The organism is Barnesiella sp. ET7, assembly GCF_024733785.1.
Classification (GTDB): Bacteria; Bacteroidota; Bacteroidia; order Bacteroidales; family Barnesiellaceae; genus Barnesiella; species Barnesiella merdigallinarum.
The window spans coordinates 69,526-96,266 of the sequence record NZ_JANRHM010000008.1; the positions used below are offsets into that span (position 1 = coordinate 69,526).

At 55.7% G+C, this 26,741-nt stretch carries 16 protein-coding genes and 1 pseudogene; 11 read left to right on the forward strand and 6 right to left on the reverse strand.

Annotated features, from left to right (window positions below; translation table 11 throughout):
* Positions 1 to 16 precede the first annotated feature (16 nt).
* Positions 17 to 1,318 (reverse strand): histidine phosphatase family protein, encoded by a 1,302-nt coding sequence (locus NW211_RS06715; RefSeq protein ID WP_258327348.1) that lies wholly within the window; start codon positions 1,316 to 1,318, stop codon positions 17 to 19.
* Between the two features lie 292 nt (positions 1,319 to 1,610).
* Here NW211_RS06715 and NW211_RS06720 point away from each other — a divergent pair, with 292 nt between their 5' ends.
* The 8 genes from NW211_RS06720 to dnaJ all read left to right on the forward strand — a co-directional run bounded on the left by NW211_RS06720 (position 1,611) and on the right by dnaJ (position 10,740).
* Positions 1,611 to 2,078, forward strand: a complete 468-nt coding sequence (locus tag NW211_RS06720) for a hypothetical protein (protein ID WP_258327349.1) — start codon at positions 1,611 to 1,613, stop codon at positions 2,076 to 2,078.
* A gap of 262 nt (positions 2,079 to 2,340) precedes the next feature.
* Complete coding sequence (locus tag NW211_RS06725; protein WP_258327350.1) at positions 2,341 to 3,240, forward strand: DUF4279 domain-containing protein; 900 nt, start codon at positions 2,341 to 2,343, stop codon at positions 3,238 to 3,240.
* Positions 3,241 to 3,378: 138 nt separating this feature from the next.
* Entirely contained in the window at positions 3,379 to 4,197 is an 819-nt protein-coding gene (gene ispE / locus NW211_RS06730) for a 4-(cytidine 5'-diphospho)-2-C-methyl-D-erythritol kinase (RefSeq protein ID WP_258327351.1), read from the forward strand.
* A 31-nt stretch (positions 4,198 to 4,228) separates the two neighbouring features.
* Complete coding sequence (locus tag NW211_RS06735; protein ID WP_206422484.1) at positions 4,229 to 4,795, forward strand: Crp/Fnr family transcriptional regulator; 567 nt, start codon at positions 4,229 to 4,231, stop codon at positions 4,793 to 4,795.
* Positions 4,796 to 4,917: 122 nt separating this feature from the next.
* Positions 4,918 to 6,072, forward strand: a complete 1,155-nt coding sequence (locus NW211_RS06740; protein ID WP_258327352.1) for an acyltransferase — start codon at positions 4,918 to 4,920, stop codon at positions 6,070 to 6,072.
* A gap of 83 nt (positions 6,073 to 6,155) precedes the next feature.
* Positions 6,156 to 8,726: a beta-N-acetylglucosaminidase domain-containing protein gene (locus tag NW211_RS06745; protein ID WP_258327353.1), complete on the forward strand. Its 2,571-nt coding sequence runs from the start codon at positions 6,156 to 6,158 to the stop codon at positions 8,724 to 8,726.
* Positions 8,727 to 8,948: 222 nt separating this feature from the next.
* Positions 8,949 to 9,560 (forward strand): nucleotide exchange factor GrpE, encoded by a 612-nt coding sequence (locus NW211_RS06750; RefSeq protein ID WP_087408582.1) that lies wholly within the window; start codon positions 8,949 to 8,951, stop codon positions 9,558 to 9,560.
* Between the two features lie 22 nt (positions 9,561 to 9,582).
* Entirely contained in the window at positions 9,583 to 10,740 is a 1,158-nt protein-coding gene (dnaJ, locus tag NW211_RS06755) for a molecular chaperone DnaJ (protein ID WP_258327354.1), read from the forward strand.
* 203 nt (positions 10,741 to 10,943) lie between these two features.
* On the opposite strand, the pseudogene NW211_RS06760 reads toward dnaJ, so the two are convergent.
* A pseudogene (locus NW211_RS06760) lies at positions 10,944 to 12,797 on the reverse strand (glycoside hydrolase family 2 protein); the annotation flags it as partial.
* A gap of 236 nt (positions 12,798 to 13,033) precedes the next feature.
* Between NW211_RS06760 and NW211_RS06765 the strand changes: the two are divergent.
* Entirely contained in the window at positions 13,034 to 15,412 is a 2,379-nt protein-coding gene (locus tag NW211_RS06765) for a TonB-dependent receptor (protein ID WP_258327355.1), read from the forward strand.
* Here the strand turns inward: NW211_RS06765 and lpxK are convergent, their stop codons facing one another.
* From lpxK to NW211_RS06780, 3 genes are all read right to left on the reverse strand, one after another.
* The gene (lpxK, locus tag NW211_RS06770) at positions 15,413 to 16,516 is read right to left on the reverse strand and encodes a tetraacyldisaccharide 4'-kinase (protein WP_258327406.1); all 1,104 of its coding nucleotides are present in this window, start codon (positions 16,514 to 16,516) and stop codon (positions 15,413 to 15,415) included.
* Positions 16,517 to 16,527: 11 nt separating this feature from the next.
* Positions 16,528 to 18,273: a signal peptide peptidase SppA gene (gene sppA / locus NW211_RS06775; RefSeq protein ID WP_258327356.1), complete on the reverse strand. Its 1,746-nt coding sequence runs from the start codon at positions 18,271 to 18,273 to the stop codon at positions 16,528 to 16,530.
* A gap of 281 nt (positions 18,274 to 18,554) precedes the next feature.
* A complete protein-coding gene (locus NW211_RS06780; protein WP_258327357.1) occupies positions 18,555 to 21,437 on the reverse strand; it encodes a PD-(D/E)XK nuclease family protein in 2,883 nt (960 codons plus the stop codon).
* Positions 21,438 to 21,626: 189 nt separating this feature from the next.
* Between NW211_RS06780 and NW211_RS06785 the strand changes: the two genes are divergently transcribed.
* Both NW211_RS06785 and NW211_RS06790 read left to right on the forward strand, forming a co-directional pair.
* Positions 21,627 to 23,606 carry an ABC-F family ATP-binding cassette domain-containing protein gene (locus tag NW211_RS06785; protein ID WP_258327358.1) on the forward strand — a complete coding sequence of 660 codons (1,980 nt, stop codon included), beginning with the start codon at positions 21,627 to 21,629 and terminating at the stop codon, positions 23,604 to 23,606.
* A gap of 23 nt (positions 23,607 to 23,629) precedes the next feature.
* Positions 23,630 to 25,660, forward strand: coding sequence for a M13 family metallopeptidase (locus tag NW211_RS06790; protein WP_087408565.1), 2,031 nt, complete (start codon positions 23,630 to 23,632; stop codon positions 25,658 to 25,660).
* 71 nt (positions 25,661 to 25,731) lie between these two features.
* Here the strand turns inward: NW211_RS06790 and bla are convergent, their stop codons facing one another.
* A complete protein-coding gene (gene bla, locus NW211_RS06795) occupies positions 25,732 to 26,649 on the reverse strand; it encodes a class A beta-lactamase (protein ID WP_258327359.1) in 918 nt (305 codons plus the stop codon).
* Between the last annotated feature and the right edge of the window lie 92 nt (positions 26,650 to 26,741).

Genomic DNA, 26,741 nt, shown 5'->3' on the forward strand with positions numbered 1-26,741 from the left:
TTGCAGGTCTCGGCTTTTAGGGCAGGGCGGGGGCTACGTTGGGGAAGCTCTCCATCCGGTCGGCACAGTAGGCTTTGAACGCCTCCCAGTCGTAGTAGGGAGCGTGGTCCGAAGCGATGGGCAACTTCACCTCCTGCTCGTTGAAGAGTACCTTGACCAGCACCCGGCCGGCCGGGTTGCGGTAGAGAATCCACTGGATGTTGGTGGCCATGGGGTTGTATTTGAAATCCTGCCAGCAGTCGGCCACCTTCTCGGGGTCAGACTCGGCCACGGCGGCATTCTCGATGCCGAGCAGAGCCAGCAGCGGGATGGTGTTTTCGCCGTGGGCAAATCGCAGGTTGGCCTCGATGCCGTTGCCGTCGACAGCCGCCTGCGAGGTAGCCAGCATGTCGGCCAGCAGCGGCTTGGCTATGGCCACGGGCAGTCCTTGGCCGTCGGGGTAGTTGGCTTTGCGCAGGTATTGCGAGAGGTTGTTCACGCTCCACAAGTCGTACTTCTCATCCTCGGTAAACCAGGGGAAGAGGTCGATGTCGTAGTCGGTATTGGGCAGAATCATGGCCAGGGCATAGAGGTGCGTCATAAAGGTGACGGGGTTGGGAATCAGCTCTTCCCACCCTTTTTTGAAGGTCTGGTCGATGAGCCGGGTGGGGGTGTGCCGCGTTTGATACTCCTTGAGTACCGATTTCCACGGCCCTTTGGCCAGGTATTGCTTGTAGTCCTTGCTGTTGAAAGGGCGCAAGGTGTTGTCGTAGCCGTTGCTGGGGTCCATGGAGAAATCGGCCTCCGGGGTGTAGCCCCGCATCTCGGCCACGAAGGCCGCCATGCTGGCCATGGAGCGGGGTACGGTAGTCGATTGGGCGATGAGGTTCACACGGCCGTCTTGCGGGGTAAATGCCGGGCGGAAGCGGTTGTACATGCGGCGGGCCATATCACGGTGTTGTTGGGCCCCGAGGGGAGTGAGGTCGCCCCAGCGGTGATTCATGCGGTGGTATATCGAGTCGATTTGGCTTTTCAGCAGTTTGCCTTGCGAGGTGAGCATGCTGAGCGAGTCGGCCCGGTTCATGAGTTTGTAAAGGTTGGGCACCAGTGTTTTCGAGTCGTGTGTGCGGGAACCGTGCCGGGCTATGTGGTCGACATGGAAGGGGACGAACCCTTCGGGAGCCGGCGTGTCGGTGGTGTCGTTGCAGTAGTAGGGGGTACCCGTACTGCCGAAGAACTGCGGGTTGCGATGCAGGAAATCGCGGGTCGAGGTTTGCCCGTATGCGAATGACGATAGGGCGAGCAGGAGAGCGCCTGCCGTGAGAATTCTTTTGTTCATCTAAGCACTTTTTGAGTTATGCGGGTAAATTTAGAATAAATTCTGCCGATACTAAAATTTTTTATTCATTTTTAGAATGTGGAAACGGTTCCATTTTCTTTTCGGTTTCAGTTCAAAATGTATTTTTTGTCTCTTTTCCTGAGAAAAACTTCGGTTTGATTGTCTTGTAAGAGTATTTTTTGCTTCTTTGCATTTATAGCTGCATTGGTGACTTTAATCCATGTCCCGTAAAAATCCGATATACGAAGAAGCTATAAAAGTGGGAAATAGTTATATTAAAAATTTATAGTTTATGACAAGGAAAAAGATTGAAATCGGGGATATTTTTGAAGTCCCTACGGCAATAGGAAATGCATATATCCAATACATGGCCGAAGTGAATCAAGTGACATTGATACGCTTGCTTCCGGGGGTATATCATGAACCCGTCGATTTGGAAAAATTAGTCCAGCAGAAAGAACGATATATCTGTTTCGTTCCGTTGGGAATAGCTTTACGGAGAAAATACATTCGCAAAGTTGGTTTTTCCGAAGTCAAAAAGTTCAAAGTCCCTAAATATTTCAAAGAAGTAGAAAAAGTTTGCGGAGAGTTCAAAGGGTGGGAAATTACCAATATTCAAAATAATGAATGGAGATTAGTAAAAAAACTGACAAAAAAGCAAAAAAAATATCCGCCCAGCGGAATCTGGGGTATAGAATTTTTAATAGACCGCATTGAAAAAAACTGGAACCCGGAAACTTGGGAAGACGAAAGAGTATAAATATATACGTTTACAGGCGATTAACTTTAATGAAGTAATCGCCTTTCATTCCTTTGAGAATATTTTGTTTTTTAATAAATATTCCCTTTCTTTGAGAAAAGAAACACCCCAACTTGCGTACCATGAAATTCTATCGAAATACCCTGCTGATATTTTATGCTTTCATTGCACAATCAATACCGTTTGAAGACGATAAGTAGTCCTGCCTTCAAATATAAATGATATAATTATTATGGGCTTATTAAAAAATAGAATAATAGAAATGGGATGCGATTTTTGGATCGATACCGAAGAAGATGCTCCCTCGGTCGTAACCCGTATGACCGGTATCCAACCCTCGTGGGCCACTACAAAAGGCGAAATATTCAGAACAAGACCCCACAATACAATACCCAGTAAGGAAATACCCGGGAAGTTCTTTAAACAAAACCTGTGGGAATTATCCGGTACTACCTATTTTGAAAAAGACGACCATCTGATACCTTTCAAATCGATCGATATGCTCGAAATGATAGAGAAACAGAAAAGCTCTTTCCAAAAGATTTTTAGAAACTACAAATACAAATGCCTCCTTCATTTCTGTTATGTCAACCGGCATAAACTTCAATTCCGCATTCCACCGGAACTGTGGAAGCGTATCGCACCGTACGGATTGTTGGTCGACTTCGACCTGTACCTGTTCAGTAAAAGCAAGAAAAATAACATTAACCGAATCAAGGCCGGAACCGAGATGGGCTGCACACTCTATATCGAGACCGGGAAGAATGACCCGGGCATCGTTACCGAGATGACCGGAGTATCCCCCACCCGTATCAAGCGGAAAGGATACCCCGACATACCCTACACCGAGCTCGGCACTCACCCGGTCTTCGATGAGAAAAACGTCTGGTTTTACGATACGTTCGACAACCGAAAAGCATCGAAATATTTCGATCTGGTATATCAATCCACCGAAATATTGGACTTGGTAGAAAGCCGTTTAGAGTCGTTCCGAAAAGTTTTCCGCCGTTTCAAAAACAGCGGATTGATACTCCATTGCAGTATGGGACATTATAACTTCCAGTTCAGAATACGGCCCGACATGTGGCAAAGAATCGCCAAGCTGAATATCCCGGTAGATTTTTATCTATACTACATAAGTACACCTTATTTTGACGACTAAACCATTGGACTCATGGGAACACGGAAGATTGAAATCGGGGATATACAAATGCCTTCTTCATTTCTTTTTTAGGAGAAGGTTGTCCATGTGGGGGAGAATGGTTAATTTCGCCGAGAAACTCGAAAAACAGACAAAACCATGATACGGTTTCCCAATGCAAAAATCAACCTGGGGCTGCGCATCGTTTCGCGTCGCCCCGACGGGTATCACAATCTCGAAACGGTGTTTTATCCCATACAGCTGCAAGATGCGCTGGAGTTGGTGCCGACATCCGACCCGGCTACGAGCCTTACGCTGTCGGGGATAGTCATCGACGGCGACAGCCGCGACAATCTGGTGATGAAGGCGTGGCGGCGGTTGAGCGAGCGATTCGACCTGCCGCCGGTGTCGATACACCTGCACAAGGCGATACCCTTCGGGGCCGGACTGGGCGGTGGGTCGGCCGATGCTGCCTTTCTGCTGGCGATGGCGTGCGACTATTTCCACCTGCCGCTGAGCGACGAGGAGCTCGACCGCGAGGCGGCCGCTTTGGGTGCCGACTGTCCTTTCTTTCTGCACAACAAGCCGTTGCTGGCCAAGGGGATAGGCGACGAGTTCGAACCGGTAGCTCTCTCGCTGAAAGGGTACCGTCTGGTACTGGTGAAGCCGGCCGTGGCGGTGCCTACGGCGGTGGCCTATTCGCTGGTGACTCCTGCCGAGCCCGATGAACCGGTGAGCGTGACCATTGCGCGGCCGGTGGCCGAGTGGCGCGACCGGCTGGTCAACGATTTCGAGAAGAGTGTCTTTGCCCGCTTCCCCGAGGTGGGGGCTATCAAGGAGAGCCTCTACGAGGCCGGTGCGGTCTACGCCTCGATGTCGGGGTCGGGGTCGTCGGTCTTCGGACTGTTCGACCGGGAGGTCGACCTGGCCGATTGCTATCGCAACTGCTTCGTATGGAGCGGTATGTGCGAGGTGTAGAGCCTTGATGGGAGAGGAGAACAAGTCTATGATGGATGTAGTGATTGAAACGATAAATGCGTTGTATCCGCTCTCGCCCGAGACGGTGCAGGCCTTGAAGGAGAGCGTGACCGAGTGCCGCTTCCCCCGGCGGTATCAGTTGGTGCGGGCCGGCATCTACTGCAAGTATGCCTACTTTATCGAGCAGGGCATGACGCGCTCGTTCTGGCTGGTCAACGGCGAGGAGATAACCACCTCGTTTTCGTGCGAGGGGGGCATCGTTTTCAGCATGGACGAACTCTATTACGACAAGGTGAGCGAGGAGTATGTCGAGACCCTCGAGGAGGTGGTGGCCTATCGCATTGCGCTATCGCGGCTGCGCGAACTGTTTGAGACCAATCTCGAGCTGGCCAACTGGGGGCGCATCATTCACCAGAACGAATACCGGCGGTTGCACCGTTCGCACAAGGAGCGACTCACCCTCTCGGCCCGCGAGCGGTACGAGGCGTTTCAGCAACAGTTTCCGCAGGTGTGCCAACGGGCCCAACTGGGTTACATCGCCTCGTATCTGGGCATCACGCTCTCGACACTCAGCCGGTTGCGCCGGGCCAAAAAATAGTGGGGGAGTCCCGGCCGTTTTTGATGTAGGTCAAATTTCAAGTGCGGCAACTGCTGTAATTTTGCAGTCGTAGCACGCTGCTACGAAAAACAGAAATTCATCCAGTAGAAAAATTCATCATCATGCAAAACATCTCTTCTGCCGCCTTCTCCGATACCAAACCCCATTACGAACTGCTCGACGGGTTGCGGGGCGTGGCGGCCCTCCTGGTCGTGTGGTACCACGTGTTCGAAGGCTATGCCTTTGCCGGGGGAACCCTTATCGAAGGTATCAATCACGGATACCTGGCTGTCGACTTCTTTTTTATCCTGTCGGGATTCGTCATCGGGTATGCCTACGACGACCGTTGGGGCCGGAGCCTGACGCTGAAAAACTTTTTCAAACGCCGGCTTATCCGCCTGCACCCCATGGTGGTGATGGGGGCGGTGCTGGGAGCCATCACCTTTTGCCTGCAGGGGCGGGTGCAGTGGGACGGTACCCATGTGGCCACCTCGATGGTGATGCTGGCCCTGCTATGTGCCATGTTTTTCATCCCGGCCGTCCCCGGTGCCGGTTACGAGGTGCGGGGCAATGGCGAGATGTTCCCGTTGAACGGCCCCAGCTGGTCGCTCTTCTTCGAATATATCGGTAACCTGCTCTATGCGCTGGTGCTTCACCGGCTCTCGACCCGGGTCCTGACCGGCGTCGTGGTGGTGCTGGGGCTGGCGTTGGCCGGCTTTGCCACCTTCGACGTGTCGGGTTACGGCAACATCGGGGTAGGGTGGACGCTCGACACGGTCAACTTCGTGGGCGGTCTGTTGCGCATGCTCTTCCCCTTCTCGATGGGGCTGTTGCTCTCGCGTCGCTTCAAACCGGTGCGGGTGCGGGGTGCCTTTTGGATTTGCTCACTCGTCTTGCTGGTGCTGTTTCATGTGCCCTATCTGCCCGGGACCGAAAGCTTCAGCCTGAACGGACTGTTCGAGACCGTTTGCATCGTCGCCGTATTCCCGGTATTGATTGTTCTGGGGGCTTCGGGGGCTACTACCGATGCCTTTTCGACCCGGGTGTGCAAGTTTCTGGGCGACATCTCCTATCCGCTCTATATCACCCACTATGCCTTCATGTATCTGTTTTATGCCTGGCTCATCGAGAAGGGTTACTTCACCTTTGGCGAAACTTGGCAGGTGGCCCTGTGCGTGTATGTGTGGAATGTGGCGGTGGCCTACCTTTGCCTGAAACTCTATGACGAACCGGTGCGTCGTTGGTTGAGTCGGAAATTTTTGAAGAAAGGCAAATAATTGCTATTTTTGAACCCGGAAGAGGGGAGCGGTCTCGTGCTGGTGCCGTCTTGACCAATGGAAAACAACAGAAACCAAAAAATATGATGAAGTGTAGCAAAGTATTGACCGCATGGGCTGTCGCGATGTTGGCCTGCGGTAGTGTGTGGGCTCAGGAGGCCGAATTCGATTTGTCGAGTCAGCGTTCCGAGTCGCAAGATGTGTTGGCCGTTCCGGGCAAGAAGCTCGATCACGGCGGTATTGTGGTGAACCCTACGCCGCAGCAGATGACCCTCGACCGGGCGCATGTGCTGGATTTGTCGAAGGGGGTGAACCTCAAGGACTGTCAGGGCCGTTTCTCGGCCGATGTGCCGTTCCTGACCCAGAACAAGAAGGGGGTGAAACTCACCGTCGACTATGGCGAGAAACAGGCCGAACGCAAAGGCGTGAAAGCCATATCGGGAGCCTACTGGCTGTGTGTGAATCAGAAGGGTATCGATATTGTGGGTTACGACGAACGGGGTGCCTTCTACGGCTTGCAGACGTTGCGGCAGTTGCTCGAGAGTCCGGCGGCAGCCGACGGCCGTTTGCCCTATGTCGAGGTTAACGATTACCCCGATTTGAAATATCGTGGTGTGGTCGAGGGCTTCTACGGCACTCCCTGGTCGCACGAGGTACGCATGTCGCTCATCGACTTCTACGGCAAGTTCAAGATGAACAGCTACCTCTACGGTCCCAAAGACGACCCCTATCACAGCTGCCCCAACTGGCGGTTGCCCTATCCCGAGAAGGAGGCCGAGCAGATTAAGGAGCTCATCGAGGCCTGCCGCCGCAACCGGGTCGATTTCGTGTGGGCCATTCACCCGGGACAGGATATTAAATGGAACGAGGAGGATTATCAGAATCTGGTGAATAAGTTTAACTGGATGTACGACCTGGGCGTGCGTGCCTTTGCCCTCTTCTTCGACGACATATCGGGCGAGGGTACCAACCCCGTGAAACAGACCGAACTGCTCAACCGCCTGACGGCCGACTTTGTCAAGGCCAAGGGCGACGTGGCTTACCTCACGGTTTGTCCTACCGACTACTCCAAGCTGTGGGCCAACCCCACACCGCAGGGACCTCTGGCCATTTATGGCAACACGCTCGACCCCTCGGTCGAGGTATTCTGGACCGGCGACGTGGTGTGCAGCGACCTCACGCCCGAGACGATGGAGTGGGTCAACAGCCGCATCAAACGGCCGGCTTACTTCTGGTGGAACTATCCCGTGAACGACTATGTGCGTCACGTCATTCTGCAAGGCCCGGTTTACGGGCTCGATACCACCTTGACGTCCGACGACCTCTGCGGTATCGCCAGCAATCCCATGGAGCATGGCGAGGCTTCGAAGCTGGCCCTTTACGGCGTGGCCGATTATACCTGGAACGTGGCCGACTACAACCCCATCGACAACTGGGAGCGGGGCTTGGGCGAACTGATGCCCGAGGCTCGCGAGGCATACCGCACTTTTGCCATCCACTCGTGCGATACCGAGAACGGCTATCGCCGCGACGAGTCGTGGGAGACCCGTACCTTCCGTCTGGCCGATTGGGACGACGCTGCGGCCGATGCCCTCTGGCAGGAGTTCGACCGGGTAGAGAAAGCCCCCGCTACCATAGAGCGCAACTGTGCCAACCGGGGCCTGGTCAAAGAGTTGACCCCCTGGCTCGTCGAGTTTGAAAAGCTGGGTGCGCGCGGCAAACGGACCATCGAGCTGGCCCGCCTCTATCGCACGGATGGCGACCATGCCGCCTTCTGGAACCTCTATGTGCAAAACCTGATGAGTAGCGACGACCGCGCCGCCTACGAGGCTCACAAGAGCGGAACCATGAAGTTGCAACCCTTCTACGAAAATACCATGGACGATATGGCCCACGGTTTCCTGGCTCGCGTGTGGGGCGAGACGCCCATCTATTACAAGGGCATCGGTACCTTCAGCACAATCAAGACTCCGCAGGCGAAACTGATGCTGGACCACGACACGGCAACCTATTACACGTCGGGTATCGCTCAGAAGGCCGGCGACTGGATGGGCCTCGACCTGGGCAAGATTGAGCCGGTGACCGAGGTTTCTATTCGTCAGGGCCGCAATTCGGTCGACGATGTCGACTACTTCGACCACGCCGTGGTAGAATATTCGGCCGACGGAAAGACGTGGACGCCCCTCACCGGCGAGTTGAAGCAGCAGTATGTCATCGACTGGCAGGGCGAGCCGGTACAGGCCCGATACATTCGTTTGAAACGGCTCGAGTCGGCCCGCACCAACTATGCCTCGATACGTTCGTTCGAGGTGAATCCGCCTCGTCTCGAGCGGTTGGGCTTTGACCTGAAGGCCGACGACATGCAGCAGGCTCTCTACTTGTTCGACGGCCAGCTGGGCACGAGCTATCGCAACGAGGGTACCATCACCTTCGGGGTGAAACCCGGTGTGGAGGCTTATGCTCTGTTGATGAACAGCCGGAAGGATGGCAAGCCGCTGTCCGTAACGGTGAAGCAGTTGGCCGCCGACGGTTCTGCTCTGGCCGAGGTGACGGCAACCGAACCCTTCTGTCAAGTGGTTTTGCAGCCCGGTGTTGCGTCCGTACAGCTCACGGGCGATGCCGAGATATTCGAAATCGTACCGACCCGGAAATAGGCCGACGACACGCTGTCGCAGATATACGAGGGGCGGCCCGGTGGGGCTGCCCCTTGGTGTTTTATCGGGCACGAGCGTGAGGCTGACAGTCGGGTAGGCCGGGCGTGACAAAAATACAGTCGCTATCGGTTTGGCAGTGTTTTTGATACTATATAAATGCTTGTTGAAGATAATTCTTCGAGGAGGCAGAATATGAATCGTAAAAAAAGAAAAACTAAAAATATGGCTGAAGAGAAAGACCGCGAAAAATCGCAAGTAATTGAGGACGAGGTTCCTGAAAAGAACAAAGAGGAGGCTTGTGAGCAACAGCCCCAGGATGCGGAGAAGGGCGAAACCGAAGCCGCTGCCGAAGAGGGCGAGGTAGATGAGGCTGCCAAATTGTCAGCCGAGCTGGACACGTTGAAAGCGACCATCGAAAAGATGCAGAAAGATTATCTGCTGTTGATGGCCGAGTTTGATAATTTCCGTAAACGGACCTTGCGCGAGAAAGCCGATTTGATTAAGAATGGCGGCGAGAACTGCATGAAGGCTATCCTGCCCGTAATCGACGACTTCGAACGTGGATTGGCCGCTGTGGAAAACAGTAACGATCTGGAAGCCGTGAAAGAGGGTATGAATTTGATATATAACAAATTCAAAACCTATCTCGAACAAAACGGCGTGAAAGAGATTCCCACTCAAGGTGCCGATTTCGATACCGAGTATCACGAGGCCGTGACTACATTCCCGGCTCCCGACCCTGCCCAGAAAGGCAAGGTAATCGATACCGTGCAGAAAGGCTATACGCTTAACGACAAGGTAATTCGTTTTGCCAAGGTAGTAGTGGGTGAATAACGATTTGGAGGGATAGAGAGCAATGGAAAAAAGAGATTATTATGAAGTGCTGGGAGTCGCCAAAAATGCGACGCCCGAAGAGATAAAGAAGGCATATCGTAAGAAAGCTATTCAATATCACCCCGACAAGAACCCCGGTAACAAGGAGGCCGAAGAGAAATTCAAGGAGGCCGCCGAAGCCTACGAGGTGTTGAGCGACCCCGACAAGCGGGCTCGTTACGACCAGTTCGGGCATCAGGGTGTGGGCGGTGCTGCCGGTGGTGGATTCAGTGGCGGCGGTATGTCCATGGAGGATATATTCTCGCACTTCGGCGATATATTCGGCGGAGGTTTCGGCGGATTCGAAGGCTTTGGCGGCGGCAGCAGTTCACGTGGCGGCCGTCGGCATGTGAACAAAGGGTCGGACCTGCGTGTGAAGGTAAAACTCACCCTCAAGGAGATTGCCACCGGTGTCGAGAAGAAAATCAAGGTGCCCAAATATGTAAGCTGTACCTACTGTAAGGGAACGGGTGCCGAGAACGGAACCGCCTATACCACGTGTACGAAATGTAACGGTTCGGGTGTAGTGACTCGGGTTCAGCAGACATTCCTCGGGGCCATGCAGTCGACGACGACCTGTCCCGATTGCGGTGGCGAGGGACGCATCATCACCAAGAAGTGCCCCCACTGTGCCGGCGAAGGCATCGTGCGCGAGGAGGAGGTCATCACCCTCAACATCCCCGCCGGTGTTTCCGAAGGCATGCAGCTCTCGATGGCCGGCAAGGGTAACGCTGCCCGTCATGGCGGTGTGAACGGCGACCTGCTTATCCTCATTGAAGAGGAGCCGCACCCCGATTTGGTTCGTGACGAGAACGACCTGATATACAACCTGCTGCTCGACCTGCCTACGGCTGTGTTGGGTGGTTCGGTCGATGTACCTACGCTCGACGGCAAAGCCCGTATCAAGGTAGAGCCGGGTACGCAACCGGGCAAGATATTCCGCTTGCGGGGCAAAGGTCTGCCCTCGGTCAACCGTTACGGCGTGGGCGATTTGATAGTGAACGTATCGGTCTACATCCCTGAGAACCTGAATGCGGCCGAGAAGAAACAATTCGAAGAGATGAAAAACTCGTCCAACATGCAACCTACGCTCACGACCAAGCAGCGTATATTCAGCAAGTTGCGCCACATGTTTGAATAATACACATAGGATATGATAAACGAACCGCGCGATACGTCGTCGAGATGTGTCGCGCGGTTTTTTTTGTGCCATGGAGAGACTTGTCTATGCAGGGCGATGGCTATTCAAAGTCGCTTTGCTGTTGTTCCACCTCTTTCAGTTTCAGTCGGTTGAGCTCTTGTTGCAACTCTTCGATGCGCCTTTCGCAGTCGGTCGAGGTCGATTTTGGCCGGGCGCTGGGCACAGAACATGTAATACGACAGTTTGGGTTGTCTGAAGGCATCCATGATACCCCCGTAGAAGGGGTCGGGATGGTAGCCCCGCTGGTGGTCGAACGAGTGCCACAGGCAGCCCCCCACATGTTGTCGGGGATTGCGGTAGAGCACGTCGTAGCAGGTATACCGATAGTCGGTTTTGGCATAGCCTTGAGCCTGTTTGAGCATGGGAGCCTCGCCCCAGGCCCGGTTGACCCGGCTGGGCGAGTTGTGCGAATTCCAGTCGTCGACGTTGTCGCCCCATTCGCGTGTGAAATAGCTGATTTTGGGGTCCAGCGTATCGGTGTTGAAGGCCCCGCCCTTGCCGTTCAGCGGGTGAGTGAAGTGTACGGGGAAATATTGATGGCCGAGAGCCGTCACGTCGCATCCTGCATAACAGTAGGGATAGGGATACTCTTCGTGCAGGATGTTCACGACATTCAGGGCAAAGTCGTCGGGGTACCAGGTTTCGTTGAGGATAGGTTCCCACAGCCATACCGACGGGTGGTTGCGGTCACGCCGCACCATGTTGCGAACGTCGCTGTACACGCGTTGTGCAAAGACCGGCTCCTGATTCCAGAATTGCCATCCCGGCGTGTTGACAATCACGAAGAGCCCCAGCTCGTCGCAGGCATCCATAAAGGCGGGGTCTTGCGGATAGTGGGCGTTGCGGATGACCCGCAGGCCGGCATCGCGCAGCTTCTTGGCGTCGCGCCAGTGCAGGCTGTTGGAGAGGGCGTTGCCGATGACGGCAAAATCCTGGTGGCGGTTGGCGCCGATTAAGGGTTCGGGGTAGGGCTTGCCGTTCAGCCAGAAGCCATCCTCTCCCTTGAACTCGATACTGCGGATACCTATGCGGCGATAGTAGCCGTCGACAGTCTTGCCGTTGGTATCCTGTACATACACGTGCAGTTTGTAGAGGTGGGGCGAGTCGGGCGACCACAGGCGGGGCTGCAGAACTTGACTTTGGCCCGATACCCGGTGGGCTTTCCCTGCGGCCAACGACAGCTTTTTCTCAAGGTTGAAGATGAGTTTGCCGTCGCGGTCATACAGCTGCCATACGACCCTCCCGCGGAATATCCGGTTCGACGCGTTGCGTATGTGCGTATCGATATGGACCACGGCCGATTGCTCCGATACCCGATCGTACGAGACAAACAGTCCGCCCGAAGCCTTCTCGTCTTCGTAGTTGGGGTCGGTGATGAATACGGGGTTGTGCACTACGAGCCAGCAATCGCGGTAGATGCCGCCGAAGTAGGCAAAGTCGAGCATCGCCTGTTCTTTGCCGGGAGGATAGGCGGGGTCGTCGCTATTGTCGGCCCACACAGCAATCACGTTGTCTTGACCATATTTCAGATAAGGTGTAATATCGACGATGACCGGCAGGTATCCGCCGTAGTGACTTTGCAGCAGCACGCCATTGAGCCACACTTTCGATTTGCCCATGATAGCCTCGAAGTGGAGAAACTGCCGTCTCCCTCTCCAGGCCTCGTCGGGAGTAAAGTGCTTGCGATACCACACCTCGCCCTGATAGTTGATGCAGCCGCTGGCCTCGGTAGGCAGATATTCCATTCCATCGGGGAGCGAGACCAGTCGCCAGGAGCGGTCGTCGAAGTCGTTGCGTTCGGCACCTTCGACCGGCCCTTTGTAAAATCGCCAGGCCGGGTTCATGTTGTAGACCTCGCGTCCCGTTTCGGGCAGCGCAAAGAAACCGGCCGTAGAGAACAGCGGTTGGTAGCTTTCGTTACTCCAGGAGGGTAGAATCGAGAAGAGTGCGGCGGCACAAAGCAGCAGAAGTGCAGGGCGTTTTACATGGTGTTTCATGGTCGTGACAAATGAGCGGGAGAGCCAGAATACTCGGCGGAGGGTCGGAACATGCCGGCCTTCCCGGTTGAAAATCCAAAAATACACAGAAAGATTGTGACATGAAACGGTTGGGCTGTTATTCTCATCTTGAATTGAGGATTTATGACTGTTCTGAACAAAATCGGAGAGCCGGTTGTATATAGCCTGTGGCTCTCTGTATTTGGATCGAGGGCTTTGGAAAGGAATTGAAAAGTATGTGGCAACGGTATCTATTGTTGGGTTGTAGTCTGTGTGTCGTGGTGTGTGCCTGGTGTGCACAGACCTATTCGGTAAAGGGTCGAGTGGTTTCGCGCGAAACGGGTGAGGGGGTACCCTTCGTGAGTGTGGGTATCTGGAACTCCTCGCGGGGGACGACGACCGACTCGGTGGGCGGCTATCGCATCGGCAATCTGCCGCCGGGGGCTTATCGGGTGCAGGTGTCGTCGGTGGGGTACAAGACCTATGTGTCGCCCGAGTTCCGTATTACTTCGTATGACTATACGCTCGACATCGGGCTGGAGGAGTCGCAGGTGGCACTGGGCGAGGTGAGTGTGGTGGCGGCTCCGTTTCGCAGTTCGGTCGAGAGTCCCATTGCCCGGCGGGTCATCGGGGTGCAGGAGATTGAGAAGAGCCCGGGGGCCAATCGCGACATTTCGAAGGTGGTCAACTCCTTCCCCGGGGTGGCTACGGTGGCGGGGGGCGGCTATCGCAACGACCTGATGATACGGGGCGGCGGTCCGGCCGAAAACAAGTTTTATCTCGACGGGGTGGAGATTCCCAACATCAACCACTTCAGTACGCAGGGGGCTTCGGGCGGACCGGTGGGGATTATCGATGCCGACCTCATTCGCGAGGTCAATTTCTATACGGGGGCTTTCCCGGTGAACCGGGGTAATGCGCTGAGCTCGGTCTTCGACTTCAAGTTGCTCGACGGTACGCCCGACCGTTATACCTTCAAGGGTACGGTGGGGGCGTCGGAGCTGGCGGTGGGCTCGAAGGGGCACATCGGCAGCCGCACTACCTATGTGGTGTCGGTGCGGCAATCTTATCTGCAACTGCTCTTCTCGTTGCTCGACATGCCGTTTTTGCCCCGGTATACCGATGCGCAGTTCAAGATAAAGACCCGTTTCTCGCAGGCGCACGAGCTCACCGTGCTGGGGCTGGGGGCCATTGACGACATGAAGCTGAATACCGAGACCGACCCGGCCGACGAGTCGAAACAGTACCTGCTCAACTACCTGCCGACCATCAAGCAGAACACTTATACGCTGGGGGCAGTCTACAAGCACTATGCGGGAAACCACACTCAGACGGTGGTGTTGAGCCGCAGCTACATGAGCAACAGCAACGTGAAGTATCGCGACAACGACGAGTCGACCGACGAGAACCTGACCTTGCGCCTGAAGTCGGTCGAGACCGAGAACCACCTGCGGCTCGAGAATCGCTCGTTGCTGGGCCCGTTCGACGTGACGGCCGGTCTCAACGCCGACTATGCCGTCTATACCAACCGCACTTTTCAGCGGGCTTTTGCCGAGGTGCCTCGCGAGATTCGCTACTCGACCGACCTGGGGTTGTTCCGCTGGGGGCTTTTTGCCACGGCGGGCTACAAGTCGGCCGGCGAACGGTTCACGGCTTCGCTCGGCTTTCGTCTCGATGCCTGCGACTACTCGTCGTCGATGTCCAATCCGCTTAACCAGTTTTCGCCTCGGCTGGCTCTCTCCTACAATGTGGCGGGTAACATTTACCTGAACGGCAGCATAGGGCGCTACTATCAGTTGCCGGCCTATACGACCATGGGCTATCAGGAGGACGATGTGCTGGTGAACCGCTCGCGGCTCACCTACATCCGTTCCGACCAGGCGGTCGTGGGACTGGAGTATTATATCAACCGGTGGGCCCGCCTTACGGTCGAGGGCTTTTACAAGAAGTATACTCACTCGCCGCTTTCGCTCACCGACAGCATCCCGCTGGCCTGCAAGGGTACCGACTACGGTGTTTCGGGCAACGAGGCGGCCGCCTCGACCGCCCGGGGGCGGGCCTATGGCGTGGAGGTGATGCTTCGCTGGTTGGGGCTGGGACGCTTCACGGCCCTGGCTTCGTACACCTGGTACCGCAGCCAGTTTCAGAATCCCGCTACGGGGCGTTACCTGCCCTCGGCCTGGGACTACCGGCACCTCTTCACGCTATCGGGTACCTATAAACTGCCCAAGAACTGGGATATTGGCATGAAGGTGAGGCTGATGGGCGGAGCTCCCTATACACCTTACGACGAATATGTCTCGTCGCTCATCCCGGCCTGGGATGCCACGGCCCGGCCCTATTACGATTACAGCCGCTACAATACGGGGCGGCTCAAGACCTTCTACGAGGTAGACCTGCGGGTAGACAAGTCGTTCTATTTCAAAGGGGTGATGCTGGGATTCTATATCGATTTGCAGAATGTACTCAACTTCAAGTACGACAATCAGCCGCTCCTGATCAGTACGGGCGAAACCTATGTCGACGACAACGGCACGGAGCGTTACCGCACGAAGTATATCGCCCAGCAGAGCGGAACCATATTGCCTACCTTGGGCATTACGGTGGAGTTCTGACTATTTGCGGGGACGCTTGATGCGGCGGTTTTTGTAGATGGTATCGGTTATCTTCTCGTCGAACGAGATGCCGGCATGCTGCATGAACCGTACCCGGATGGGCAGGTAGTAGAGGACCTGTTTCACGGAGTCGTCGAGAGCGGCCGAGCGTAATCGGGCGGCATCCTTTTCGGTTGTAACGATGTATTTTTTCGTTCCTTTCATCGACTCGAACCGTTGGGCTATATGAGCCAGGTCGCTGCTCGAGAAGTCGTGGTGGTCGGGGTATTGCAGCTCCTCTTGCGGGGCATGGTATCGAGCCAGATATTGCAGCATGGGCCGCGGGTTGGCTATGCCGGTGAGGACCATCAGTCCGGCCGTAGCGGGCAGATCTTTCAGAGTCAGTTCGAGAGCCGGGGCCTTCTCGGGGAATACCGCCTGCAACTTGCCGTAGTCGAGTGTGGTGAAGTAGAGGTGCTGATAGGGGAAGAGGTGCAGCCACCGCGAGATGATGTTGTATTCGATGGGCTTCATGTCGGCGGGGCATTTGGTCACAATCACGATGTCGGCCCGCGAAAGTTCGTGGCGCGACTCGCGCAGCCGACCGGCCGGCAACAGTTTGTCGAGGTGTAGGGCCCGGTTGTAGTCGGTGAGCACAATCGAGGCCAGCGGCGATACATAGCGGTGCTGGAAAGCATCGTCGAGCAGAATCACGTCGAGGTCGGGTTGCAGCTCTTTCAGTCGCTTGATACCGCGTCGGCGATTGGCATCGACGGCTACTGCGATGCCGGGGAATTTCCGTTTTATCTGGTAAGGCTCGTCGCCTATTTCGCGGGCGGTCGACGAGGCGTCGGCCAGTACGAAGCCCCGGCTCTTGCGTTTGTAGCCCCGGCTGAGCACGGCCACCCGGTATTTGGGTTGCAGCAACTCGATTAAATATTCGATATGGGGAGTCTTGCCGGTGCCACCCACCGCCAGATTCCCCACGGATATGACAGGAATGTCGAACTCTTCGACCGGGAGAATACCCCAGTCGAAGAGTTTGTTCCTGAGACCGACCCCGAAGCCGTACAACCAGCTGAGCGGGATGAGCCAACGATTTATTTTAATCGATTTGCCATACATGAGAATCGGTATCAATAGAGTTCAATATCTTCCATACGATACTGTATGGGGTCGATATTCTTGCATTGTTCCAGAGCTTGTATATACTTGTAGTTTTCACCCAGGTACGAGGCGGCTATGCGAGTCCGCACGTTGGTGTTGAGTTCCGAGAGCAACTGCTCCATGGCCGTCTTTTGAGCCGGGTAGGCGTTGGTCTTGTATTTGTCGAGGTTGGCCTTTTGGGCAGCCCAGGCAATGGCTGCATCGAGGTCGCCCAACTCGTCGACCAATCCTATCTTGAGGGCCGTCTGTCCGTCCCAAACCCGACCTTCGGCAATCTTCTTGATGGCCTCGAGACTCATGCCGCGGCCCTCGGCACAACGCGAGGTGAAGAGTTCGTAGCCCCGTTCGATGTAGCGTTGCATCTGGTTGCGCTCGTCGGGGGTCATGGCACGGTTGAAGGCACCGAAGTTGCCGTAGCGGTTGGTCTGCACACCGTCGAAGGTGACACCCAGTTTACCGGTAACCAGTTCGCCGAAGTTGGGAATCATGCCGTAAATGCCAATCGAGCCGGTGAGGGTCGTGGGGTTGGCAAAGATGCGGTCGGCGTTGCACGAGATGTAGTATCCGCCCGAGGCAGCCAGGTCGCCCATCGATACGACAACCGGTTTGCCGGCAGCCTTGATCTCTTCGATGGCGGCCCATATCTGTTCCGATCCGTAGGCGCTACCGCCCGGCGAGTTCACCCGCAGTACCACGGCTTTTATGTTTTCGTCCTTTTGTATCTTGGTGAGCTCCTCTACCAGTTCATCCGAGTGGATGCCGGTAGTCGGGTCGAGGTCGATACCGCCCTCGGCATAAACGATGGCGATTTCGTCTTTGGCCTTGTTCTTTTTCTGTTTGATTGTGGCTACCTCGTTGGCCGAAGCAAAGATGAGGTCGTCGTCGGCATCTATCCCCACTTTGTTCTTGAGGAAGCTGTCCATCTGGGGGCGATACATGAGGGTGTCGACCAGTCCTTTGGCCACCAGCGTTTTGGCGTCGACCGTAATCAGCAGTGTGTCGGCCAGGTTGTTCAGTTGCTCGACGGTGAGGTTGCGGTCTTTCGACAGGTTCTCGAGCAGGTGGTTCCAGATGGGGGTCATGTAGGCCATGGTCTGCTCGCGGTTGGCGTCGCTCATCTGGGTGTTGATGTAGGGTTCTACGGCCGATTTGTAGGTACCTACTTTCAATACCTGCATCTCAATGCCCAGTTTGTCGTAGAGACCTTTCAGGAACATCACCTGGCTGGCCAGACCTCTGAAGTCGATGGCCCCTACGGGGTTCAGCATCACGCTGTCGGCAGCGGCGCTCAACAGGTATTCGCGTTGCGAGTAGGTGTCGGCATAGGCATAGACAAACTTGCCGCTCTCTTTGAAGTCGACCAGTGCACGGTGTATGCGGTCGAGGGTAGCGATGCCTACGTTCAAGCCGCCGGCATCGATGTAGATACCGTCGATATTCTTGTTCTCCTTGGCCGTTTCGATGGCTTTGAGTATGTTGTCGAGACCGTCGCTCTTCTGTTGGTTGCCCAGCAAAAGACCCATGATGTCTTCCTGGCTGCGTTCGGTCACGCTCCCCAGGTCGAGCTTCAGGATGGTATGCGGTTGGGGAGTATATGTCGTTTCGGTCGTAGCCACCATACCGGTGAGTGCTGCAATCGAAAGGAACATCAGCAAGATGCCTGCAATCAATACGCCCAGCACACAGGCGAAGGTTGTAGTGAAAAATTTTTTCATTGTCTTATCGCTTTGTTTAATGTTTTTGTTTCATTCGATTTGACAAAGATAAACTCTTTTTCGGAAGAAAAAGCTCATGAGTCGTTTATCTTCGTCGTTTATTCTATGCAAACATAGATATAAAAATTGAATTTGCAAAGAAAATCAATAAAAAATTATCGTTTTTCGATAAAAATAAATTCTCTTTTTACTCTTCCGGTTGGGTAAAGAATTATTTTTCGGTTCTGTAATGCTTATATATTAGTTTGATAATCAATGTTATGAGCCTGCTTCCTTCCGGCTTATCGCTTGCACAGCAACTTGAAGTCGCAATATTGGCAGTGCGACTCTTCGGTCGTCTGGGTGAAGGGGCGGTCGAGGTCGAAGATTTCGTCGAGGCAGGCCGTGAGGCACCGGTCGAACTCCTCTTCTACGCGAGCGAAGTCGGTGAACAGATCCTTCTCGTAGCGGATGTTCCATTCGAATTTGTCGAACAGGTTGCGTATGATGTAGATGGCCGGGTAGATGGGCGAGGCCGGCCGATAGTTCATCTTGTACAGTTTGCAGTAGAGCAGCACCTGCAGGATGGCTTTGCGGCGTTCGGTGGCCGAGCTGTCGAAGAGCTCTTCGACCGATTTGAAGTCGAGCCGCTCCTTGCCGGTCTTGTAGTCGACGATGCGGATGCGGCCGTTGCACTCGTCCACCCGGTCGATGAACCCCTTCAGTTGCACGGCGCGTTGGCCGCTGATGGGAGCTTCGCCCGTGATGCGCAACTCGGAAGCCCGGTAGACAAACGGGGTGAGCGAGCGGTCCTTCTCGAGGGTCTTGTCGATGAGCTTGAGAATGATTTCGCCCGTGAGGTAGTCGTATCCGGTGAGCGGCCGGGGGTGTTGCGGTGTTTTGTAGTAGTCGCGGGCAAAGCACTCCTCGAGGTAGTGGGTGAGCAGCGGCTTGTCTTTGCGGATGGCGTCGATGTGGTCGGCCGTGACGGTCACCTGCTCGCGGTCGCCCTCGATGCGTTCGTAGATGTGCTGCATCATGCCGTGGTAGATGCTGCCGAAGGTACCGCTGTCGACACTCTCGGCCACCTCGTCGGGACGTTCGAGCCCCTCGATATATTGCAGGTAGAACTGCAAGGGGCAGTTCAGGTAGCGGTTGATGGCACTGGCCGAGAGGGCACTGTCGCCGCCCGATAGGAAGGCCGCCAGCTTGCGGTCGATGCCGTAACGGTGCTTGTCGACCGTGATGGTCGTGGGCGAGAAGGTGGCGATGTCGCAGTTGATCTGAATCTCCTGGATGGGCAGGCGATAGTGGTATTTCAGCTGATAGACATAGCGGCTCACCTCGCCGCTCTTGAGGCCGTCGGTACGGCTGTCGTAGAGCAGGAATACCCGTTTGGCCCGGCTTATCATGCGGTAGAAGTAGTAGGCATAGATGCTGTCCTGATGTTCGGTAGTGGCCATGCCGAATCCCCGCCGCAGGTTATAGGGGATGAAAGAGGGGGCCACCTTCTTTACGGGGAAGATGCCCTCGTTCATCGACAGGATGATGAGGTTCTCGAAGTCGAGAGCCCGCGTCTCGAGCACACCCATCACCTGCAATCCCGAGAGCGGTTCGCCCCGGAAGGGAATCGAAATCGAGGCCGCCATCTTGCCCAGCAGGCGGAAGAAGGTGTCGACCCCCATGGCGATACGTTGCTCGGTCATCACGTCGCGCAACCGCTTGATGGTGATGTAGTAGTGATACATGAACTCCCGCTCCACGGCCGAGAATCCTACGGGCGAGTTCTCCTCGTCGGTCGCCTCGGCCGGTTCGTCGGCAGCGGTATCCTGTTGCAGATATTCGAGCAGGCGGGTCAGGTAGTCGGCTGCCTCGTCGGCCGTAGCCGGGATGCGGAACAGCAGCTCGACCAGCGGGTGACGGCCCAGCTCGCCGGGCGAAACGAAAGCCCGGTTGTTGCCGTTGATGAAGGCGGTGATGCGTTGCCCTTCGTCGCCCAGACGGGCGGCGATGAAGCGGTGCCCCAGCAGTTGCTTCACGTCGATGTGGTAGAAACGCGGTTCGCCCTTCGAGAAGCGCACGTGCCGCTGCATCTGGAATATCGAATCCATGAGAGCCGCCACGGTCGTGTGTTGCAACGTGTAGCCCATGGTAATGTTGACCGTCGAGATTTCGGGCGGTATGGAGTAGAGCATGGGTAGCAGCAGCTCCTCGTCGGGGAGGACGATGGCCGTGTCGATGGCCCGCTCGGGCGACAGCTGCTTTTCGTCGATGAGCCGTTGCAGAATGTCGGTCGCCTGCTTGGCCTGCCCCACGGCCGAGGGCACCGAGATGAGCTCGATGCTGGGCACCTGCTCGATGCGTTCGTCGAGGTCGATTTTCGAGGGGAATCGCCGTTTGTTGTCGTTGAGGAAGAAAGCCGCCTTGTTGTATGGGTCGTGCAGGGTAGGGGCGTAGTAGTCCCAATAGAAATCGCCCAGCCCCGTGTCGCGCAGGTACTCCATGAATACCCGTTCGGCCTCGGTGATGGCGTTGAATCCCACGAAAACCACCTGCGTATAGGGCAGGTCGAGCTCCTCCTTGCGGCGGCAACGCTCGGCCACGTCGCGGAAAATCATCCCCTCGTAGGCCTTGTTCTGGCTGGCCAGGTCGTCTCGCAGTCGGGTGTAGAGGTCGAAAAGAATCTGCCACAACTGGATGAACTGCTGCTTGTTCTCGCTCTCGGTCGAGGGGAAGAAGAGGTGCCCCCAGAAGCGTTTGATGATGGCAATCTGTTCGTCGGTGAGGTAAAACTCGTCGATTTCTTTCAGGTCGTGGATGTTGGTATAGAGCTGTCGGGCATCGACCATGTACTTGTCCACGTCGTCGAAGTCGCCCAGCAGCATGTCGCCCCAAAAGACAAAGTTGTCGAAGGTCTCGTCGCTCTGCCGCAGCTCGATGTACCGTTTGTAGAGCATCACCAGCAGGCTGATGCGGTCGATGGTCGTGTAGGGCGAGAGCTCGGCCATGAGGTCGTTGATGGTCGTTACCCGGGGCGAGAAGAGCGGTTTGCCTGCCACCTCGGCCAGATACTTCTGGAAGAAGATGCCGCTCCGCCGGTTGGGAAAGACGAAGGCCAGTTGCGAAATGTCGTGCCCGTAACGCTCGTAGAAGGCTTGGGCTATGCGGTATAGAAAAGGAGTCATAAAGGAAAGTGCGATTTACGCTTACAAGTTTACGGCTTTTTATCCAGATTCCGAAATCTGGGCGGTAAAATGAGATTGATTTCGGCATTTTCATCGTGTCCGATGGATGGTGATGTTAAAGGATTAACAAAAAAACTCAAGTAAGCTGGGCTTTTTTGCTTATATTTGCCGACCGATAAAACGAGAAATATGATATCGATAGAAGGACTTTCGGTTGCATTTGGTGGAAATACGCTGTTCGACAACATTACTTATGTCATCAACAAGAGGGACCGCATTGCTCTGGTCGGGAAGAACGGGGCGGGCAAATCGACTATGCTGAAAATCATAGCCGGGTTGCAGGCGCCTACCTCGGGCAGCGTGAATATGCCGAAGGACCTCACCATAGGTTATCTGCCTCAGCAGATGAACCTGACCGATACCCGCACGGTGATGCAGGAGGCCGAGCAGGCTTTCTCGCACATCTTTGAGCTGCAGGCGCGCATCGAGCGCATGAACAACGAGCTGGCCGAGCGTACCGACTACGAGTCGGCCGACTATCAGGAGCTCATCGAGCGGGTCTCCAACGCCAACGAGCAACTCTCGCTCATCGGGGCCTCCAACTATCAGGCTGAGATTGAGAAGACTTTGATAGGTCTGGGCTTTACCCGCGACGATTTCAATCGCGACACGTCGGAGTTCAGCGGCGGCTGGCGCATGCGTATCGAGCTGGCCAAACTGCTGTTGCAGCGTCCCGACGTGCTGCTGCTCGACGAGCCCACCAACCACCTCGACATCGAGTCGATACAGTGGCTCGAGAACTTTCTGGCCACGCGGGCCAATGCCGTGGTGCTGGTCTCGCACGACCGCGCCTTTATCGACAACGTGACGACCCGCACCATCGAGATTTCGATGGGTCGCATCTACGACTATCAGGTCAACTACTCGCACTATGTGGTGCTGCGGCAAGAGCGTCTGGAGCAACAGCGGCGGGCCTATGAAAACCAGCAGAAACAGATACAGGATACCGAGGCCTTCATCGAGCGGTTCCGCTACAAGGCCACCAAGTCGGTGCAGGTGCAGTCGCGCATCAAGCAACTGGCCAAGCTCGAGCGGGTCGAGGTCGACGAGGTGGATACCTCGCACCTGAACCTGAAGTTCCCGCCGGCTCCCCGGTCGGGCGACTATCCCGTCATTGCCGAGGGGGTGGGCAAGAGCTACGGCGACCATCTGGTCTTTGCCGATGCCACCTTTACCATCAAGCGGGGCGAGAAGGTGGCCTTTGTGGGAAAGAACGGCGAGGGTAAGTCGACCATGGTCAAGTGTATCATGGGCGAGATTTCCCACACCGGTACCCTCAAGATAGGGCACAATGTGAAGATCGGCTACTTTGCCCAGAACCAGGCGAGCCTGCTCGACGAGTCGCTCACCGTGTTCGAGACGATAGACCGCGTGGCGGTGGGCGATATCCGCACCAAGATACGCGACATCCTGGGTGCCTTCATGTTTGGCGGCGAAGCGTCTGACAAGAAGGTGAAGGTGCTCTCGGGTGGCGAGCGCACGCGGTTGGCCATGATACGGCTGTTGCTCGAGCCGGTCAATCTGCTCATCCTCGACGAGCCTACCAACCACCTCGACATGCGCACCAAGGATGTACTGAAACAGGCCATCCGCGACTTCAACGGTACGGTCATCGTCGTGTCGCACGACCGCGAGTTTCTCGACGGGCTGGTGTCGAAGGTTTACGAGTTCGGTGGCGGACGGGTGCGCGAGCATCTGGGCGGCATCTACGACTTCCTCGAGAGCCGCAAGCTCGAATCGCTGCGGGAGCTCGAGCAGCGCAACCCGGCTACGGCGGTGACCGATAAGAAGGTAGCTTCGCCGAAGGCCGAGTCCGCACCTGCCATTTCGGCCGCCCCCGAAGGGTCGAAACTCTCGTATGAGGAGCAAAAGGAATTGGCACGGCGTTTGCGGAAAGCAGAGAAGGAGGTGGCCGACACCGAAAAGCGGGTGGCCGACCTCGAGGCGCAGATTGCTTCGCTCGAGGAGAAACTCTCTACTCCCGAAGGGGCTGCCGATACCTCGCTCTACGAGCAGCACGGGCAGTTGAAAAAGCAGCTCGACGATGCCATGTGGCAGTGGTCCGAGGCTTCGGAGATGCTGGAGCATCTGCAAAAACAGGGTAAATGAAACACATAAATATATATTGTAAAATGAAAAGAGTAATGATTTTATCGTTTGCAGCAGCTTTGATAGCCACAGGCTGTACAAACAAATCGGTCACCAAGACTCCGGGTATCGACCTGACCAACCTCGATACGACGGTGGCTTGCGGCGACGATTTCTATGAGTATGCGTGCGGCGGATGGATGCAGAAAAATCCGTTGAAACCCGAGTATGCCCGCTATGGCTCTTTCGACCAACTGCGGGAGAACAACCAGGAGCAAATCCGTCTGCTCTTCGATGAGTTGGGCAAACAGAAAGCCGAGCCGGGCAGCGTGGCCCAGAAGATTGGCGACCTCTACAACATGGGGCTCGACAGCGTGCGCCTGAACCAAGAGGGGGCCGCTCCTATTGCCGACGAGCTCAAACGCATCCAGTCGCTTTCGGGCAAAGAGGCCGTGAGTGCCATGATCGGTGAGATGCACCGTACCATGTCGGCTCCGTTCTTCGCCATCTATGTCGATGCCGATGCCAAGAACAGTTCGATGAATATCGCCGGTTGGTACCAGGCCGGTATGAACATGGGCGACCGCGACTACTACGTATCCGACGACGAGAACAGCCGCAAGATTCGCGACAGTTACACCAACTATATCAAGACCCTCTTCACCCTTTCGGGTTATACGCAAGAGGCTGCCGAGCAGGCTGCCGCTACGGTGCTGAAGGTCGAGACGGCTATTGCCAAGGCCGCTTTCACGCGTGAAGAGCTGCGTGACCCCCAAGCCGGTTACAACGTGATGACGGTTGCCGACCTGAAGAAACAGTACGACGGTCTCGACTGGGATGTTTACTTCAAGACCGTAGGTCTCGACAGCATCCAGAAAATCAACATCGGCCAGCCCCGTACGCTCAAGGCCGTGAACGAACTGCTCAAGACGCTGAGCGAGCAGGAGATGCGCGACTATCTGGCCTTCAACTGCATCGACGGTGCCGCTCCCTACCTGAGCGACGATTTCGTAAACGCCCGCTTCGACTTCTATTCCAAGACGCTGTCGGGTAAAGAGCAGATCGAACCCCGCTGGAAACGGGCTCTCAACGTGCCCAACAGCCTGCTCTCCGAAGCCGTCGGCGAAATGTATGTAGCCAAATACTTCCCCCCCGAAGCCAAAGAGCGCATGGTACAGCTCGTAGCCAACTTGCAGACGGCTCTGGGCCAGCACATCGACAGCCTCGAATGGATGAGCGATGCCACCAAAGCCAAGGCTCACGAGAAACTGAATACCTTCTACGTAAAAATCGGTTACCCCGACAAATGGCGCGATTACAGCGGCCTGACCATCGACCCGAAAGAGAGCTACTACGCCAACGTGCGTCGTGCTGCCGAGTTTGAAACGCTCTACTCGCTCAAAGACGAGGGCAAACCTGTCGACAAGACCAAGTGGTACATGAGCCCGCAAACGGTGAATGCCTACTACAACCCCACCTCGAACGAGATTTGCTTCCCCGCCGGTATTCTGCAACCGCCCTTCTTTAACTTCGATGCCGACGATGCCGTGAACTACGGTGCTATCGGTGTGGTTATCGGTCACGAGATGACTCACGGATTCGACGACCAGGGCCGTCAATACGACAAGGATGGTAACCTGAACGACTGGTGGACGCCCGAAGATGCCGAGCAGTTCAACCAACGGGCCGAGATTCTGGCCAAACAGTACGACAATATCATCGTGCTCGATACGGTTCATGCCAACGGTCACTTCACGCTGGGCGAGAATATCGCCGACCACGGTGGTCTGCGTGTAGCCTACACGGCATTCCGCAATTCGCTCAACGGGGTAGAGCCTGCCTTGATCGATGGCTTCACTGCCGACCAACGCTTCTACCTGTCGTATGCCAACCTGTGGGCCGGCAACATTCGCGATGCCGAGATTCTGCGTCTGACCAAAATCGACCCCCACTCGCTGGGCCGCTGGCGTGTAAACGCTGCCCTGCGTAATATCGATACCTTCTTCAAGGCATTCAATATCAAAGAGGGCGATCCCATGTATCTGGCTCCTGCCGATCGGGTAATCATCTGGTAATCATCCGAGATTGAGATATGGCAAAGGGCCTGCCGATTGTCGGCAGGCCCTTTGTGTTTTGTGATGGGGCTTTATCGGGAGAGTTGATTCGCGGTGGCGGTGTCGTAGACGATGCGGGCAATTCGGGCAATGAGGGCGGCGTTGGTGGTTTCGCTTTCGCGGGAGTCCTTCACCAAGACGACCAGGAAACAGAGGCGGCCGTCGGGCAGGCAGAAGAAGCTGGCGTCGTTGTCGGCAATCGTCAGGCCATTGGGCAACTGTCCCGAGCTGCCGGTCTTGTGCCCCAGAACAATCTCCGGGGGAAGGCCTGCCCTGATTTTATTGAGCCCTGTCGAGGTCTCGACGAGGGTCGTGCGCATGAAGCGGGTATGCTCCTCGTTCAGCAACGAGCCGTCGAGAATCTTTTGCAGCAGTTGTACCACCGACGAGGGGTGGGCCCAGTTGCGATAGCAGGCGGGTATATCGGCGTGCATCGAGGCCTCGGTCTCGGCGAGGTCGTACCCTGTGATGCCCGCCCGGTCGATACAATGCTTTATCGCCCCGATGCCGCCGGCATAGTCGATGAGGATGTCGCAGGCATTGTTGTCGCTCAAGGCTAGGGCATAGTGCAACAGGTCGGTATACGAGATGCGAAAGTTGCCCGAGGGATAGAGTCCGAGCAGCGGGCTGTAGGTGTCGCGGTGCATTTGGGTAGAGTCGATGGTCAAAGCTTCGTCGAGCCGGGTCCCCTCGGTCTCCATGCGTTGCAGGGCAGCCACGGCCACATGCAGTTTGAATACACTCATGAGCGGGTAGCGCACCGTGTCGTTGAGGGCAAAGTCGTCTCCGTCGATTGAGCAGGCTACACCCACCGTCGCCTTTTTGTCTTGCAAGAGCGTTTCTATTTGTTGCCGGGCAGCCGTAGCCGCCTCGGGCGAGAAGGTTCGGGCCGATACTCCGGCACTCCAGAGGGCTGCTGTTGTGATGAGAATTACAGTTTTTTTGAACATGAAGCGGTATCGATTATTGAGAGGCATAAAGATAGGTCAAACTCGCCTGTCACTGGGGGTGGGTTAGCCATATTTAACAAAAGCAGGCGATG

What these genes read in the sequence shown, in the direction of transcription:
- NW211_RS06765 (WP_258327355.1), top strand. Translation starts at nt 13,034, where the DNA reads ATGTGGCAACGGTATCTATTGTTGGGTTGTAGTCTGTGTGTCGTGGTG.
- NW211_RS06740 (WP_258327352.1), top strand. Translation starts at nt 4,918, where the DNA reads ATGCAAAACATCTCTTCTGCCGCCTTCTCCGATACCAAACCCCATTAC.
- dnaJ (WP_258327354.1), top strand. Translation starts at nt 9,583, where the DNA reads ATGGAAAAAAGAGATTATTATGAAGTGCTGGGAGTCGCCAAAAATGCG.
- sppA (WP_258327356.1), bottom strand. Translation starts at nt 18,273, where the DNA reads ATGAAAAAATTTTTCACTACAACCTTCGCCTGTGTGCTGGGCGTATTG.
- NW211_RS06720 (WP_258327349.1), top strand. Translation starts at nt 1,611, where the DNA reads ATGACAAGGAAAAAGATTGAAATCGGGGATATTTTTGAAGTCCCTACG.
- NW211_RS06735 (WP_206422484.1), top strand. Translation starts at nt 4,229, where the DNA reads ATGGATGTAGTGATTGAAACGATAAATGCGTTGTATCCGCTCTCGCCC.
- NW211_RS06745 (WP_258327353.1), top strand. Translation starts at nt 6,156, where the DNA reads ATGATGAAGTGTAGCAAAGTATTGACCGCATGGGCTGTCGCGATGTTG.
- NW211_RS06725 (WP_258327350.1), top strand. Translation starts at nt 2,341, where the DNA reads ATGGGATGCGATTTTTGGATCGATACCGAAGAAGATGCTCCCTCGGTC.
- lpxK (WP_258327406.1), bottom strand. Translation starts at nt 16,516, where the DNA reads ATGTATGGCAAATCGATTAAAATAAATCGTTGGCTCATCCCGCTCAGC.
- NW211_RS06785 (WP_258327358.1), top strand. Translation starts at nt 21,627, where the DNA reads ATGATATCGATAGAAGGACTTTCGGTTGCATTTGGTGGAAATACGCTG.
- NW211_RS06750 (WP_087408582.1), top strand. Translation starts at nt 8,949, where the DNA reads ATGGCTGAAGAGAAAGACCGCGAAAAATCGCAAGTAATTGAGGACGAG.
- NW211_RS06715 (WP_258327348.1), bottom strand. Translation starts at nt 1,318, where the DNA reads ATGAACAAAAGAATTCTCACGGCAGGCGCTCTCCTGCTCGCCCTATCG.
- NW211_RS06780 (WP_258327357.1), bottom strand. Translation starts at nt 21,437, where the DNA reads ATGACTCCTTTTCTATACCGCATAGCCCAAGCCTTCTACGAGCGTTAC.
- ispE (WP_258327351.1), top strand. Translation starts at nt 3,379, where the DNA reads ATGATACGGTTTCCCAATGCAAAAATCAACCTGGGGCTGCGCATCGTT.
- NW211_RS06790 (WP_087408565.1), top strand. Translation starts at nt 23,630, where the DNA reads ATGAAAAGAGTAATGATTTTATCGTTTGCAGCAGCTTTGATAGCCACA.
- bla (WP_258327359.1), bottom strand. Translation starts at nt 26,649, where the DNA reads ATGTTCAAAAAAACTGTAATTCTCATCACAACAGCAGCCCTCTGGAGT.